Consider the following 14,703-nt stretch of genomic DNA (forward strand, 5'->3'; position numbering starts at 1 on the left):
GCCTTGGCGCGAGACCCGGGTGCATGGATTCGTGTGGAATCCACTCCGGCAGGTATTCGGGCTCGGGGGCTCGAACGGCGGTTGCCGTTCACCTGTGCCACGGCTTCCCATCCCGAAGGACAGTGCCTGTGCGTGCTGCACCTGTGGCGTCGTTCCCCCATACCGCTGCGCGACAGCCCCGGATTCTCACCGGGTTCCCTGTTGCCGCAACCACAATATCTAGTGGTCGCACCGGAGGTGAAGCCCAATATAGGAGATAATCGGGCGGGGTTCAAGCGGGTGGCGATCTATCTTTCGGCCGCCGTCGCCAGGGCGATGAAGTCTGCCAGCCAGGGTAGTTCGGCCTCGGTGGTCCGCACGGCCGCGTACATGCGCCCGCCCATGCCTTGCGGGCCCAGCGGCCGGGCCGCCAGGCGATCGGCTTCCAGAGCCGGGCGCAGGACCCAGTCGGGCAGCGCAGCCAGGCCGCGGCGGCTGGCCACCAACTGCAACAGGACGGCGGTCAGTTCGCATTGGCGGACCTGCGCCGGCGTCACACCGGCCGGATCGAGGAAGTGGGTGAAGATATCCAGCCGCTGCTGCGGGACGGGGTAGGTGATGAGTGCCTGGTCGGCCAGGTCCTGCGGGCGGATCCAGTCGCGTTCAACCAGCGGATGGTCGGTCGGCATGGCCAGGAGGGCGCGATAGTCGAACAACGGCTGGAACTCCAGCCTCGGCCGCTCGATGGGGTCGGAGGTGATGACCAGGTCGATGTCGCCATCGATCAGTGCGGGCAGGGCATCGAAGTGGTCCGGCGTGCGGATGTCGATCTCGACTTCCGGCCAGCGCTGGCGGAAGTCCTCCAGCAGTGGCAGCAGCCAGTCGAAGCAGGCATGGCATTCGATGGTGACATAGAGGCGGCCGACTCGGCCGGCAGCGATTCCCAGCAGACTGTGTTCGACCTGCTCCAGCGCCGGCAGGACTTCCTGCGCGAGCGCGAGCACACGTTCGCCGGCCGGAGTGAGGCGGATCGGCCGACTGCCGCGATGGAGCAGCGTCACCCCGTAGTGATCCTCCAGGGTGCGAAGCTGGTGAGACAGTGCCGACTGGGTCAGATGCACTCGCTCCGCCGCCTGCGCCAGGCTGCCGCTGGCCGCGAGGGCGGCGAGGGTGCGGAGGTGCCGGATCTCGATCGTCATGAATAAAATTCAATTAAATAATGAAAATATTGAGATTGATTCATTTAAGTGTCGGGCACCATACTCCGCGGCCTCATTCAGAACAAGAGGCAGAAGACACCATGACCACGACGCATAATCTCGGTTTTCCCCGTATCGGCCATCGGCGCGAACTGAAATTCGCCACCGAACAGTACTGGCGCGGCGAGATCGATCGCGACACTCTGCTCAGGACCGGGCGCGAACTGCGCGAGCGGCACTGGAAGCTCCAGCAGGCGGCCGGTCTGGACCTCATTCCCGTGGGCGACTTCTCGCTCTATGACCAGGTCCTGGACCATGCCGTGATGTTCGGCGTCGTGCCGCGCCGCTTCGGGCATGCGGGCGGTCCGGTCGATCTGGATACGATGTTTCGCATGGCCCGGGGCCGCGCCCCGACCGGCACACCGGCCGCGGCCTGCGAAATGACCAAGTGGTTCGACACCAACTATCACTACCTGGTCCCGGAATTCGAGACCGATACGCGTTTCGCCCTGTCCTCGGAGCACCTGTTCGAACAGGTCGAGGAGGCCGGGGCATTGGGCATCCCCGTCAAGCCGGTGCTGCTGGGGCCCCTGAGTTTTCTGTGGCTGGGGAAGTCGCGGGACACCCGCGCGGCGCCCCTGGCGCTGCTCGAGCAGTTGCTGCCCGTCTACGGTGAGGTGCTGGAGCGGCTGGCCGGGCTCGGCGCCGACTGGGTGCAGATCGACGAGCCGATCCTGACCCTGGACCTGCCCGCCGCCTGGCACAAGGCCTTCGAATCGACCTATCATCGATTGCAGAGCGCTCCGGTGAAGCTGCTGCTCACCACCTATTTCGGTGCATTGCAGGACAACCTGTGTCTGGCTGCCAACCTGCCCGTCGCCGGCCTGCACATCGACGCCGTGCGCGCCCCGGAACAGGTCGCTGCCGTGGCCGACTGGCTGGCGCCGCACAAGGTGCTCTCCGTGGGCAGCGTCGACGGCCGCAACATCTGGCGCACCGATCTCAGCGCCGCGCTCGATCGCCTCGAGCCGCTGCGGGAGGCATTGGGCGAGCGTCTGTGGATCGCGCCTTCATGCTCGCTGCTGCACGTGCCGGTGGACCTGGGGCAGGAAGACAGGCTGGATGCCGAACTGCGGTCCTGGCTGGCCTTCGCCACGCAGAAGGTCGAGGAGGTCAGCGCGCTCAAACAGGCCCTGGACCGTGGTCGCGAGGCCGCCGTGGCCGCCCTGCAGGCCAGCGATGCGGCGGTCCACTCCCGGGCGCGGTCGCAGCGACTGCACCGGCCCGAGGTGCGCGAGCGGATGGCGCGCGTCGACGCTCGCATGTCTCAGCGCCAGCACCCCTACAGCGAACGCGCCAGGGTGCAGCATCAGCGACTTAACCTGCCGGCCTTTCCGACCACGACCATTGGTTCCTTCCCGCAAACGGACGAGATCCGCGCCGCACGGCGCGATTTCAAGGCCGGGCGTATCACCGCGCAGGCCTACGACGACAAGATGCGCGAGCAGATCGCCTATGCGGTCAGACAGCAGGAGGACTATGGCCTGGATGTCCTGGTGCATGGCGAGGCCGAGCGCAACGACATGGTCGAGTACTTCGGTGAGCAACTCGAAGGCTATGCCTTCACCCGCTATGGCTGGGTGCAGTCCTATGGCTCACGCTGCGTGAAGCCGCCGATCCTGTTCGGCGACGTGGTGCGCCCTCACCCCATGACCGTGGAGTGGGCGCGCTACGCCCAGGCGCTGACCGACAAGCCCATGAAGGGGATGCTGACCGGGCCGGTGACCATGTTGCAATGGGCCTTCGTGCGTGATGATCAGCCGCGCGAGGAGACCTGCCTGCAGGTCGCACTGGCGCTGCGTGACGAGGTCACCGATCTCGAAGCCGCGGGCATCGGCGTCATCCAGATCGACGAGCCGGCTCTGCGCGAAGGTCTGCCGCTGCGCCGCGATGACTGGACGGGCTACCTGGCCTGGGCGGCCCGCTGCTTCCGCATCGCCGCCAGCGGCGTGCGGGACGAAACCCAGATCCATACCCATATGTGCTATTCGGAGTTCAACGACATCATCGAGGCCATCGCGGATCTGGATGCTGACGTGATCACCATCGAGACGGCGCGCTCCGATATGGAACTGCTGGATGCCTTCCACGACTTCGATTACCCGAACGAGATCGGCCCCGGGGTCTACGATATCCATTCTCCGAACCGTCCGGAGGTGACGCAGATGGTCGAGTTGATGCGCAAGGCGGCGCAGCGCATCCCCGCCGCACGTCTGTGGGTGAACCCCGACTGTGGGCTCAAGACGCGCGGCTGGCCCGAGGTGGAGGATTCGCTGCGCAACATGGTCACGGCCGCCAGGCAACTCAGGCGGATGCAGGGACAGGATATCCGGACGACCGGGTCCTGATCGGGTGCATGCCGGCGTTGCTGCGGTCAGTGCCGGGAGCGGCAGTTGCCATCAGTTCAGGTGGCTCCTGCTGCATCTCGGCAGAGCTGTACCTTGTGGCGCTCCAGCCAGGCCTTCAGCACGGCCATGTGACGGGTGGGGCGGCTGCCGTCCTGCTGCCCGCTCTTTCTACTAACAATAACGATTATCATTTAGATTATTTTTATTGTATAGTCTGCTGGGAATGTCATAGGCAACACCTGATACCAGCGCCATGTCATGGACTTACGAACAGCATCTGGCGGACTTCTACCGTCAGCATCACAGTTGGCTGCAGCAGCTGTTGCGTCGGCGAGCAGGCTGCTCCGAGACCGCGGCTGACCTGGCGCAGGATACCTTCCTGCGGCTGCTCAGCCGCGACGAGGACCTGAGCCGGATCGATTCGCCGCGGGCCTATCTGACCCGCATCGCCCAGGGGCTGCTGGCCAACCACTGGCGCCGGCGTGACATCGAACAGGCCTATCTCGACGCCCTGAGCCGGCAGCCGGAAGCGCTCGCGCCCTCGCCGGAGGTGCATCACCTCATTGTGGAGACCCTGTATCGCCTGGATGCCGCCCTGCGGGACCTGCCGGAGCAGGTCCGCCAGGCCTTTCTGTTGTCCCGGCTGGAGGGCGTGCGCTATGCCGACATCGCCGCCGAGTTCGGGGTCAGTGAGCGTATGGTCAAGAAGTACATAGCCCGGGCCATGCTGCAATGCCTGCAGGCGGATCTGGATCTGGCGGCATGACACAACGCCATGCAGGCAGCAGCGTGGACCCGATGGACGCCCTGGAGCAGGCCGCCGAATGGTTTGCCTGTCTGCAGGGCGAGGAAGTCAGCGCCACTGAACGCGAGCGCTGGCGGCAGTGGCTGCAGGCGAGTGCGGCGCATCGCCAGGCCTGGGCGCGGGTGGAGCGCATCGACCACCAGTTCCGCAGCCTGCCCGCGCAGCCGGCGCGTCAGGCGCTGCAAGCGGCCGGTCGCAGTCGGCGCCGCTTCCTCAAGGGGGTGGTCGGGCTGGGCCTGGTGGCACCGGTGGGCTGGCTGGCCTGGCGGCAGATGGCGCCGACGGCGGGACTGACCCGGCTGCACACCGCCACCGGCGAGATCCGCGAAATCGAACTCCCCGATGGCAGCCGGCTCTGGCTCAACACCGACACGGCCGTGCATCTGGATTACACCCCGGCGCTACGCCGGCTGGAACTGCTGGCCGGCGAGGTCCATCTCGCGACCGCCGCCGATCCGCGGCCGCTGCGCATCGACACACCGTACGGCCCAGCGTCGCCCCTGGGCACCCGCTTCAGCGTGCGGCTGGAGGAACACCGGGCCCGGGTCGCGGTGAGCGCCGGACGGGTCGCGGTCACACCCCGGCAGGGCGCCGGGACCAGTGAGATCGCGGCCGGCCGGGTGCGGACCTTCACCCGCCGGCAGGTGTCGGCGAGCACGCCGCTGACATCGCAGGACGCGGCCTGGCCCCGCGGCATGCTGGTGGCGGATAACCTGGCGCTGGGCGCGTTTCTCGCCGAACTGGAGCGCTATCGGGTGGGCGTGATCCGCTGCGATGCCGGGGTTGCCGACCTGAAACTGGTCGGCGCCTATCCACTGGAGGATACCGACCGCGTTCTCGCGGCCCTGGAGGCCAGCCTGCCGGTCCGGGTGACGCGCATCACCCCCTGGTGGGTCAGCGTACAGGCGCGCTGAGACAGTTCAATGCGCGTGCAATGCCTACTCAAGAAAAAATCACGATCCGGTTCGGATGGCGCTTGCTCAGCTGTCATTGCGAGCGAAGCGTGGCAATCTCATACCGCAAAATCAGCCGGTCAGAGATTGCCGCGTCACTTCGTTCCTCGCAATGACCTTAAGCATGTGTCATTGCGATGCGGTTCCCCTTTTTCCGGCTCGCGGGGCAGAGAGGAAAACCACCCTCTCAGAACGCAATTCGAATCAAGGAGTCCCGCATGCAAACGCTCAACCGCCGCAGCCGCCCGCTGGCCCTGGCCGTCAGCCTTGCCCTGATCCCGCTGTCCCCGGCCGTCCTGGCCGCGTCGCCCGACGCAGCCGGTGCCCAGTATCAGGCCACCCAGCGCTACGCTATCCCGGCCGGCCCGCTGGGCACGGCACTGAGCCGCTTCGCCGCCGAGGCCGGGCTGCTGCTGTCCAGCGATGCCAGCCTGACCGCCGGCAAGCGCAGCCCCGGGCTGCACGGTGAATACAGCCGTGAGCAGGCCCTGCGCCAGCTGCTGGCCGGCAGCGGCCTGGAGTTCCGCTTTACCGATGCCGATACGGTGATGCTGCAGCCGGCATCCGGCGCGGGCGCGATGCAACTGTCCACCATTGCGGTGACCGCCACCCGCGGCAACAGTGTCAAGGGGGAGACGCCGCAGAAGATCACCGTCATCGGCCGCGAGCAGATCGAGGAGCAGTTGCAGCACAGCACCAATCGCGGCCAGATCCTCAGCAACCTGATCCCCGGCTATACCCCGGGGCGGCAGAAGCTGACCAATTCCGGCGAGACCTTCCGCGGCCGCGATGCCCTGATCCTGATCGACGGCGTGCCCCAGTCCAATCCGCTGCGCGACAGCGCCCGCGACGGCTACACCATCGATCTCAGCATGGTCGAGCGCATCGAGGTGATCCACGGTGCCAGCGCCGAGCATGGCCTGGGCGCGACCGGCGGCATCATCAACTATGTGACCAAGCGGGCCGAGGCCGGTGAGCTCAACCAGCACGCCGCCGTACGCATGACCGCCGACAACGAGTTCCACTCCGAGGGCCTGGGCTACAAGCTGGACTACCAGGTCAGCGGCCTGCGCGGCGACTGGGACTATCTGGCCGCGGCCTCGGTGCAGGAGCGCGGCATCTTCTACGACGGCGAGGACCGCACCGTCGGCATCGACGAGATCTCGGGCGAGATCCAGGACTCCACCAGCTTTGATCTGTTCGGCAAGGTCGGCTACTGGCTGGACGACAACCAGAATCTGGAATTCTCCCTCAACCGCTTCGAACTGGAGAGCAATCACGACTATATCGCCGTGGCCGGCGACCGCACCCGGGGCATCCCCACCACCTCGCGCGAGGCCACCCCGCCGAACGACGCCCCCTTCAACGAGGCAACCACGGCAAACCTTTCCTACAAGCACCTAGACTGGCGCGACAACCAGCTCAAGGCGCAGCTCTACTATCAGCGCTTTCGCGCCCAGTTCGGCACCCACCCGACGGCCTTCCCCTACACGGATGCCATGGGCAACAGCCAACTCGACCAGACCCGCACCGAGTCGGACAAGCTGGGCGGCAAGTTCACCCTGACCCGCGCCGGCCTGTTCGATGACCGTCTCAAGCTCACCACCGGCATCGACCTGCTCCAGGACACCACCAAACAGGTGCTGGCGCAGACCGGGCGCACCTATGTGCCCGAATCGGTCCTGCACAACGCCGCCGCCTTCGTGCAGGGCAATATCCGGGTCATGGACGGGTTGTCACTGCACACGGGAGCCCGCTACGAATACGCGAAACTCGATGTCGACGATTACAGCACCATCGACCGCAGCAACGTCACCCAGGACCTGGTCCAGGTCGATGGCGGCAGTCCCGACTTCAAGGAGCCGCTGTACAACCTCGGCGTGGTGTATCAGGCGACGGACAGGATCCAGCTGTTCGCCAATTATTCCGAAGGCTTCGGCATCCCGGATGTCGGCCGGGCGCTGCGCGGCATCAGCACGCCGGGTCAGGACGTGGATACCCTGGTGAAGCTGCAGCCGATCGTGACCGACAACCGCGAGATCGGCACCCGTCTGAGCGGCGAGCGCTTCGATCTGGAGATCAGCTACTACGAATCGGACTCCGATTTCGGCGAGCGCCTGACCCAGGTGGGCACGACCTTCGTTGGCAAGCGCGAGAAGGTGGAGATCCAGGGCGTCGACGTCAGCGGCAGCCTGCGGGTCAACGAGGCCCACAGCCTGGATTTGATCTACAGCTATAACGAAGGCAAATCCGACACCGACGGCGATGGCGAGGTCGACACCGACCTGACCGGGTTCAATGTCGCGCCCGAGCGTCTTACGCTCAAGTGGCGCGCGGACTGGAACGACCGCATGTCCAGCCACGTGCAGCTCAGCCATTACTTCGACAATACCTTCAGCGACCAGACCAACGCCAACCTGCGCGAGTTCAACGGCTATGACCTGGTCGACGCCTCGCTCAGCTACCGCCTGCCGGTAGGCCGGGCCAGCCTGGGCATCGAGAATCTGCTGAACGAGGAGTACATCTCCTATTACTCGCAGACCGCACGCGACGGCGACAACCAGTACTTCGCCGGCCGCGGGCGCACCTTCACCCTGAGCTACGAGCTCGATTTCTGAACGCGGCTGGCAGCATCAGGACAGCGAGGCAGGGAATTGGCCCAGGGAGTCTTGATGCGACCTCGCTGTCGGACGGAATCCGGGCGGTCAACCCTCCTGGATCCCGGCCTGCGCCGGGATGACGGCATGGAAAACCATCGGATGCTACACAGTGCGCATGAACCGCAGAATGAAACAGGGTCTCGTCTTCGCCCAGCAGATCGGCCTTGCACTTGCCGGCGGCTACGGCCTGAGCGTGCTGCTCACCATGCTGCTGGCCCGGGCGCTCAGCGGCCTGCTGGCGCGCAGCGAGGCTGTGGTGCTGTCGGCCATGCTGGGGTTTGTCGTCTACCTGCTGGTCCTGCTCTGGGCCTTCGCCGAGCGCCGGCTGCCCAGGTTGTGGCTGGTGCTGGGGGGCGGCGGCATCGCGGCCCTGGTCATGGTGCTGCTGCATTCCGCCTGATTGAATGATGCACCGTTCCTTCCGCGAATCCATGCGCTGGCTGCACACCTGGGCCGGCCTGGTGCTGGGTGCCCTGCTGCTGGCTATCTTCTGGACCGGCACGTTGAGTGTGTTCGACAAGGAGATCGACCGCTGGATGATGCCGGCCACCCGGCTGGCGCCCGCCGATACTGTCGCGCTGGAGCCGGCCCTGGCCACGGCCCGGCGCATCGCGCCTGACGCGCCCAACTTGCGCTTCATGCTGCCGTCCGAACGGGCGGCACAGCTGCGCCTGTTCTATACCGATGCCGCCGGTGAGCTGGTATTCCGCGATCTGGATCCCCGCACCGGCCGGCCCCTGGCCACACTGGACACGCTGGCCGGTTCCGGCTTCTTCTTTCCCTTTCATTACTCGCTGCACCTGAAATGGAACGATCTCGGCTACTGGCTGGTGGGTCTGGCCGGCATGGCGATGCTGGCGCTGCTGGTCAGCGGTGTGGTGATCCACCGTAAGCTGATCGGCGAGTTCTTCGTATTCCGCCCGCGCAAGCGGCTGCAGCGCGCCAACCTCGATCTGCACAATCTCACAGGCGTGCTGGCGCTGCCGTTTCACTTCGTGGTGACCCTGTCGGGCCTGATCATCTTCTTCAATATCTATTTCCCACAGGCCGCGACCCTGGCCTACAGCGAGGCAAGCGCGCCCAACGCCACCTTCGTCGAAGAGGGCTTCGGCCGCTACCGACGGCCGGCCAGTGGCGAATCGGCCGAGCTGGCGCCACTGGGACCCATGCTGGCGCGCGCACGGGCGGCCTGGGGGGGCGACGGTCCGGGCCAGCTGCGCATCTGGCACCCGGGGGATGCCAATGCCTATGTCGAGCTGCGCCGCAGCACGTCGCGGATGGTGCGCATGAATCGCGATCAGTTGTACTTCGACGGTGTCAGCGGCGAGCTGTTGCACCGGTTCGAGGCTGCGCCCCTGATGCGGGCCCAGCGCTTCATCGCCGGAATGCATTTCATTCAGTTCGATCACTGGCCGCTGCGCTGGCTGTATTTTCTCGGTGGCCTGTCCGGCTGCGTAATGATCGCCACCGGCTTCATCTTCTGGCTGGAGGCCCGGCGCCGTCGCCATGCCCGGCAGGGACGCAGCGGGGTGCGTCTGGTCGAGGGGCTGACCATCGGGTCGGTGACCGGCATTATGATCGCCACCCTGGCCTTCTTTGTTGCCAACCGGCTGCTGCCGAGCGAAGCGACCGTGGCCGGCGTCGAGCGCGCCGCCCTGGAGGTATGGGTATTCCTGCTGGCCTGGCTGGCCGCCCTGATACAGGCCGCATGGCGCGGCGGCCGCGCCTGGCGTGAGCAGAGCCTGGCCATTGCCGGCCTGGCCCTGCTGGCCGTGGCCCTGAATGCCGTCACTACCGGGGATCATCTGCTTCGCACCCTGGCCGCGGGTGACGGGGCCGTCGCGGGTATCGACCTGATGCTGCTGACAGCCGCGGCGCTGGCGGCCTGGATGACCCGGCGGTTGCGACCGGGCAGGCGGGTCACGACGGCGGGTCGGGAGCAGCGGCGTGGCTGAACCGGTGTTGCTGGCGACGCTACTCGGCGCCAGTTGGCTTGGCTGGGCCTGGCTGGCGCTGAGCCAGGCCCGGCATTGGCGGCAGGCGGTCGGCCTGAGACTGCCCGGATGCCGGCAGATGCTGTGGCTGCGCGCTGCAGGCGCGGCGCTGCTTGGCACCGCCCTGGTGCTTGCGCTGCTGCGCGACGGCCCGGCCTTCGGTGCCCTGCTGTGGGCCATCGCGATCAGTTTCACCGCCATGGCCGTGGTGTTCATCCTTGCCTGGCAGCCCGGCTGGCTGCGGTGGCTCGCCCCCTTTCGCTAATGGCGCTGCGGTTTGTTGCCCGGACCGGATGCCGGGTATCGCGACGTTCAAACCAGCCTACGCTCGAGGCCGGGTACGCACACGTCGGTTGGGATGGAGCCGAGGCGTAATTCCGGCAATCTCGGTCTGTCACAGGTCGGCGGGATGCTGGGTTTCGTTCCACTCAACCCAGCCTACGCGCTGCGCCATTCCCCGGTTCGATGACTTTGATCTATATCAAATACAAATAATCATGCGAATAATAATAATTCGTATAACAATATCATCATTCTTCAGCAAAGAGAGATTGTCCTGTGTGCAAGCGTTCTGGCATCGAAACCCTGGGCAGTATTCTGTCGATGTTTCCCTTTGTTGCCTTGATGATAGCCCCGGTGCTGGCTGAGGAGGGACCCATCGCGTTGGATGCGGTGTCTGTTACCGCCAAGGGTTATGAATCCGGCGTGCTCGACACCCCTGCGTCTATCATGATCATCGATCGGGAGGAAATTCGGCGCCGCAATCCCGATAACCTGGGTGAAGCCGTGCGTGGCCGGCCAGGCCTGGCGGCCACCTCCGACAGCGCTCACGGTCAGAATCCGGTCATCCGCGGTCTGAAAAAGGAAAGTGTGGTTCTGCTGGTCGACGGCATGCGGCTGAATTCAGCGCAACCGGCCGGGGCGATCGCCTCGTTCATGTCACTTGATCTGGCCGAGCGTGTAGAAGTGGTCAAGGGCCCGGCCTCGGTGCTCTATGGTACGGGGGCGCTGGGCGAGGCCATCAATGTGCTGCTGCCTCAGGCCCGCTTCCTGCCCGGCCATGACTTCGCTGCCAGCGCCGCCTATGAAAGCGCTAATCAGGGACTGCGAGGTACCGGCGTGATGAATGCTTCTCAGGACCATCATGCCGTAATGCTGGGCGTCTCGCTGGCACGCATCGATGATTACGACTCCCCCGGGGGCAGGGTCCCGCGTACCGGCTATGACTCCGATGCCTATATCGGCCAGTATCGTTACCGCCTGGACGAAGCCCAGCAATTGCGTTTCTCGCTGCAGCAGCAGGAAGACCGGGATATCTGGTTCCCCGGTTCTAGCAAGCCACACCCGCATCCGCTGATCGACCAGTCGGTCATCCATTCTCCTCAGACCCGCCGGCGGCTGGTCGAGGTGGGCTATGGTTTCGAGGGGGAGGGTGAGCGACCGCTAAATTTGGATTTACGGCTCTACCGGCAGGAGTTGCAGCGCCGGATCTTCTCCTTTGTCGAGCCGCAGGACTTCAACCTCGCCGAGACCGAAGTCAGCTTTGATAGCGATGGGCTGGATGTGCGGGCAGACTGGCTGGCTCACCCGGCGCACCTGATCTCCGTCGGAGCAAACGCCTGGCGCATGGAGGCCTCGCCGGAGCGTGATCTGCGCGACATGACCAATCCACCCGACTTCCCCTTTGCACGCAATGATCCCTTTCAGGATGGGCGCATTGAAGCGCTGGGCTTTTATGTGCAGGATGACATGCTGTTCGGTGATCTGAATGTCCTCGCTGGCCTGCGTTACGATCAGGTGGAAGGCGATGCCTCGGCGGTGGGTAACCCGCGGGTGACCACAGGCCTGGACAGTCGCGACAGTGCCATCTCCGGCAACCTGGGCGCGAGCTACCGCGTTTCACCACTGCTGCGCCCCTATGCCAGTCTGTCGCGCGGCTTCCGTGCCGGGGATATGCGTGAACGCTTCGAGTCCTCTCCCCGGGGCGATGGATTTTTCCATGTCGGCAACCCGCGTATCGAACCGGAAATCGCCCACCAGGTCGAGATCGGCGTCAAGGGTGCTGATGGGGCTCTCAGCTATAATCTCTCCGCCTACTATAACCGCATCAATGATTACATCACCGGACAGCCCACCAACCAGATCATGAGCGGCCGGCCCGTAAAACGTACGGTCAATCTGGGCAGCGTCACTATCACCGGGCTGGAGGCCGAACTGCACTGGCAGGCACTGCCGGGCCACTGGCTGTCCCTGGGCTACTCGCGTCTGCGCGGTGAAAACGATGATCTCGACGAGCCCCTGTACCAGATGCCGGCCGACGAAGTCTCGCTCGGTTGGAATGGCCGCTTGTACGCCGGCTGGACGGCCGATGCCGTTTTGCGCCTGGTGCGCCGTCAGGACCGGGTCGCCACCACTTTCAGCAACGCCACCGAGGATCCCACACCCGGGTTCACCACCCTGGACGTTGGTGTCACCTGGGAATATGCGCGGGAGCAGTCGCTGCGTCTGGCGGTGACCAATCTCAATGACAAGCGGTATCACGAGCATCTCACCGAGGGCATTTCCGGAGATGAGATCAAGCAGCCGGGCCGTAACTTTCATCTCATCTGGAAAGGGAGTTTCTGATGAACGGCAATCGCAGCTTTGTGCAACGTTTCGGCTGGCCACTGCTCTCCGGTATTCTGGCACTCATGCTCGCGGGCGTCCTGGCGTTGCTGTTGCTGCCAGGCCGTGTCGCAGAGACCCCCTCGAGCGACGGACGGATGCGACTGCTGCTCGAACCCGCCGAGCGCGATTATGTGTTGGCCGAAATGCGCGACCTTCTTGCCGCGGTCCAGGTCATCACCGAGGCCGGTCTCGATGGCGACATGGAGCGTGTTGCCGAGCATGCACGCCGCATGGGCATGGGTGGGGTTCGCAACATCCCGCCGGAGATCCGTGCGGGACTACTGCGCAAGCTGCCTGCGGAGTTCAGGCAGCTGGGCTTTTCCGTACACCAGGGAATGGATGCCATCGCCCTGGATGCCGAGTCCCTGGGCGACCCTGAGCACAGCCTGCGTCAACTCAGCAACCTGATGAACACGTGCATCGCCTGCCATTCCGGCTATACCGTTATGCCTCCTCCGACCTCGCCTTGAACACATATGGGCCAGCCGGAGGCTGATTTGTTCGGGGCTTCAGTCCTTGCGCAGCGGGCACTCCAGCAAGCGCCGGTCCTCGCTGGTAGTGCGCAATGCGGCCCTGGTGTGGCGGCGATTCAATGCCAGTTCATGAGTTTGCCTGGGCCGGTAACCCTTCAGGCCAGACTTACGTCGTATCTCCCGGCTGACCGTGGACTTGTGAACGCCGACGCTGGCGGCGATTTGTGCGAAAACCGCCTGAGACGCGACTCAGAACAGCGCCATCTCCATTTCCAGATAGACGAAATTGGCATTGCGCCTGTGGTTCTCCTCGTACAGGGGTACGTCAGCCCAGTCCGTGAAATGCGACTGCTCCACCGCCTCGCTGAGGGTGAGGCCGTCGTCGATGGCGGCGGCCATTTCGTCACGCAGGCGCTGAATGTAGGCGCGGGTCTTTTCGACCATGGGGAAGGGCGGGGTCTGGGCGCTGCCGTGGCCAGGCACCATCAGGCGGGCGTGCGGGAAGGTTTGCAGCAGCCAGTCCTGCGCCTCGAGGGCCTGGATGCTGTTGCCGTCGCCCATGAAGGTGGTGCGCTGGTTGAAGGCCAGATCCGAGATCCACAGAATGTCCTCTCCGCTCTGGTGCACCACCAGATCACCATAGGAGTGGTGTTTGCCGGCATTGTAGATATCGAAGCGTTCATCTCCCAGTTCGAGTGAATACGGAATGCCCAGTCGGGGTCGGTCGATGAGTACATCGGGCGCAACGCCCTCGAAGCCGCGCATGTCCGCGCCCAGGATGTCACGGCGGTAATCGGCCGATTCCTGTAGCACCGGTGTGCCGAGGTAGTCGAGGATGCCGGGATGGCCGATGACAGTGACTTCAGCGTCGAGTTCGCGAAAGGCGGCGGCGCCGTAGGCATGGTCCGGATGGCTGTGGGTGAGGATGAGGTAGCGGATCGGCCGGTCGGTGACACTGCGGATGGTGGCGATCAGGCGATGGCCGAGTTCCGGCGTGCCCAGGCTGTCGATGACCACTACCCCTTCGGTGGTGACCACGAAGCCGGCGTTGCCGTTGAAGCCACGGTTGCGCTCGTTGACCTGAGCGATATTGCCATAGAGGAAATAGGTGTCGGGCGCCAGCTGGTAATAGGGCAGGGGCCTGTCGTCCGGGGCGTCAGCATCGATGACGATGCGGGGCAGAGTGTCGGTATCGATGGCATTGGGCGGCAGCCGGTTGTCGGGATGGCGCTCGGCAGAACCGGGGTTCTGCAGGCTGCCGTCGGGTTCGGCCAGGGCCGGAGCGGCGAGTGCGCCGCTCAGAATCAGCGCCTGCGACAAACGCACCAGTACCTGATAGCCGGGCATGTCCATCTCCACATTTACAATCATTGTCTGACCCGAATGGCACTTAGTTAACCCGAATCATGCCAGTCATTGCGAGGAACGAAGTGACGTGGCAATCTCCAACCGGTTGATTCTGCAGTACGAGATTGCCACGCTGCGCTCGCAATGACGGTTATCTAAGTGCCATTCTTGTCTGACCCCGATGATAGCAGCCGTAAAACCGCTTTTCATGCAGGGGC

Annotated in this window: 11 protein-coding genes and 1 riboswitch; of the genes, 9 read left to right on the plus strand and 2 right to left on the minus strand. The window is 64.8% G+C overall.

Annotation, left to right across the window (positions count from 1 at the left end):
• Positions 1-30: 30 nt before the first annotated feature.
• Positions 31-251, minus strand: a riboswitch (cobalamin riboswitch).
• A 36-nt stretch (positions 252-287) separates the two neighbouring features.
• Positions 288-1,178 carry a LysR family transcriptional regulator gene (locus tag CFK21_RS05580; protein ID WP_096365564.1) on the minus strand — a complete coding sequence of 297 codons (891 nt, stop codon included), beginning with the start codon at positions 1,176-1,178 and terminating at the stop codon, positions 288-290.
• A 101-nt stretch (positions 1,179-1,279) separates the two neighbouring features.
• On the opposite strand from CFK21_RS05580, the gene metE reads away from it, so the two are divergent.
• From metE to CFK21_RS05625, 9 genes are all read left to right on the plus strand, one after another.
• Positions 1,280-3,586, plus strand: coding sequence for a 5-methyltetrahydropteroyltriglutamate--homocysteine S-methyltransferase (gene metE, locus CFK21_RS05585; RefSeq protein ID WP_096365566.1), 2,307 nt, complete (start codon positions 1,280-1,282; stop codon positions 3,584-3,586).
• Positions 3,587-3,839: 253 nt separating this feature from the next.
• Positions 3,840-4,352: a sigma-70 family RNA polymerase sigma factor gene (locus CFK21_RS05590; protein ID WP_096365568.1), complete on the plus strand. Its 513-nt coding sequence runs from the start codon at positions 3,840-3,842 to the stop codon at positions 4,350-4,352.
• Positions 4,349-5,305, plus strand: a complete 957-nt coding sequence (locus tag CFK21_RS05595; RefSeq protein WP_197703007.1) for a FecR domain-containing protein — start codon at positions 4,349-4,351, stop codon at positions 5,303-5,305. Before CFK21_RS05590 ends, CFK21_RS05595 begins: the two co-directional genes overlap by 4 nt.
• Positions 5,306-5,562: 257 nt before the next feature.
• Positions 5,563-7,962, plus strand: a complete 2,400-nt coding sequence (locus CFK21_RS05600; RefSeq protein WP_096365572.1) for a TonB-dependent receptor domain-containing protein — start codon at positions 5,563-5,565, stop codon at positions 7,960-7,962.
• 169 nt (positions 7,963-8,131) lie between these two features.
• A complete protein-coding gene (locus CFK21_RS05605) occupies positions 8,132-8,404 on the plus strand; it encodes a hypothetical protein (protein ID WP_096365574.1) in 273 nt (90 codons plus the stop codon).
• Positions 8,405-8,411: 7 nt separating this feature from the next.
• Positions 8,412-9,959, plus strand: a complete 1,548-nt coding sequence (locus CFK21_RS05610) for a PepSY-associated TM helix domain-containing protein (RefSeq protein WP_096365576.1) — start codon at positions 8,412-8,414, stop codon at positions 9,957-9,959.
• Positions 9,952-10,263, plus strand: coding sequence for a DUF3325 domain-containing protein (locus CFK21_RS05615; protein ID WP_096365578.1), 312 nt, complete (start codon positions 9,952-9,954; stop codon positions 10,261-10,263). Before CFK21_RS05610 ends, CFK21_RS05615 begins: the two co-directional genes overlap by 8 nt.
• Positions 10,264-10,556: 293 nt before the next feature.
• Entirely contained in the window at positions 10,557-12,623 is a 2,067-nt protein-coding gene (locus CFK21_RS05620) for a TonB-dependent receptor (protein ID WP_197703008.1), read from the plus strand.
• Positions 12,623-13,135: a hypothetical protein gene (locus CFK21_RS05625; protein ID WP_096365579.1), complete on the plus strand. Its 513-nt coding sequence runs from the start codon at positions 12,623-12,625 to the stop codon at positions 13,133-13,135. The genes CFK21_RS05620 and CFK21_RS05625 overlap by 1 nt, the downstream gene beginning before the upstream one ends.
• A gap of 252 nt (positions 13,136-13,387) precedes the next feature.
• On the opposite strand, the gene CFK21_RS05630 is transcribed toward CFK21_RS05625, so the two are convergent.
• On the minus strand, positions 13,388-14,485 hold the full coding sequence (locus tag CFK21_RS05630) for an MBL fold metallo-hydrolase (protein WP_157745401.1): 1,098 nt from the start codon (positions 14,483-14,485) through the stop codon (positions 13,388-13,390).
• Positions 14,486-14,703: the final 218 nt, after the last annotated feature.

Origin of the sequence: Thiohalobacter thiocyanaticus (assembly GCF_002356355.1) — a bacterium.
GTDB lineage: Bacteria > Pseudomonadota > Gammaproteobacteria > Thiohalobacterales > Thiohalobacteraceae > Thiohalobacter > Thiohalobacter thiocyanaticus_A.

Excerpts from the sequence above, each read along its gene's own strand:
- CFK21_RS05580 (WP_096365564.1), bottom strand. The coding sequence starts at position 1,178 with ATGACGATCGAGATCCGGCACCTCCGCACCCTCGCCGCCCTCGCGGCC.
- metE (WP_096365566.1), top strand. The coding sequence starts at position 1,280 with ATGACCACGACGCATAATCTCGGTTTTCCCCGTATCGGCCATCGGCGC.
- CFK21_RS05590 (WP_096365568.1), top strand. The coding sequence starts at position 3,840 with ATGTCATGGACTTACGAACAGCATCTGGCGGACTTCTACCGTCAGCAT.
- CFK21_RS05595 (WP_197703007.1), top strand. The coding sequence starts at position 4,349 with ATGACACAACGCCATGCAGGCAGCAGCGTGGACCCGATGGACGCCCTG.
- CFK21_RS05600 (WP_096365572.1), top strand. The coding sequence starts at position 5,563 with ATGCAAACGCTCAACCGCCGCAGCCGCCCGCTGGCCCTGGCCGTCAGC.
- CFK21_RS05605 (WP_096365574.1), top strand. The coding sequence starts at position 8,132 with ATGAAACAGGGTCTCGTCTTCGCCCAGCAGATCGGCCTTGCACTTGCC.
- CFK21_RS05610 (WP_096365576.1), top strand. The coding sequence starts at position 8,412 with ATGCACCGTTCCTTCCGCGAATCCATGCGCTGGCTGCACACCTGGGCC.
- CFK21_RS05625 (WP_096365579.1), top strand. The coding sequence starts at position 12,623 with ATGAACGGCAATCGCAGCTTTGTGCAACGTTTCGGCTGGCCACTGCTC.
- CFK21_RS05630 (WP_157745401.1), bottom strand. The coding sequence starts at position 14,485 with ATGCCCGGCTATCAGGTACTGGTGCGTTTGTCGCAGGCGCTGATTCTG.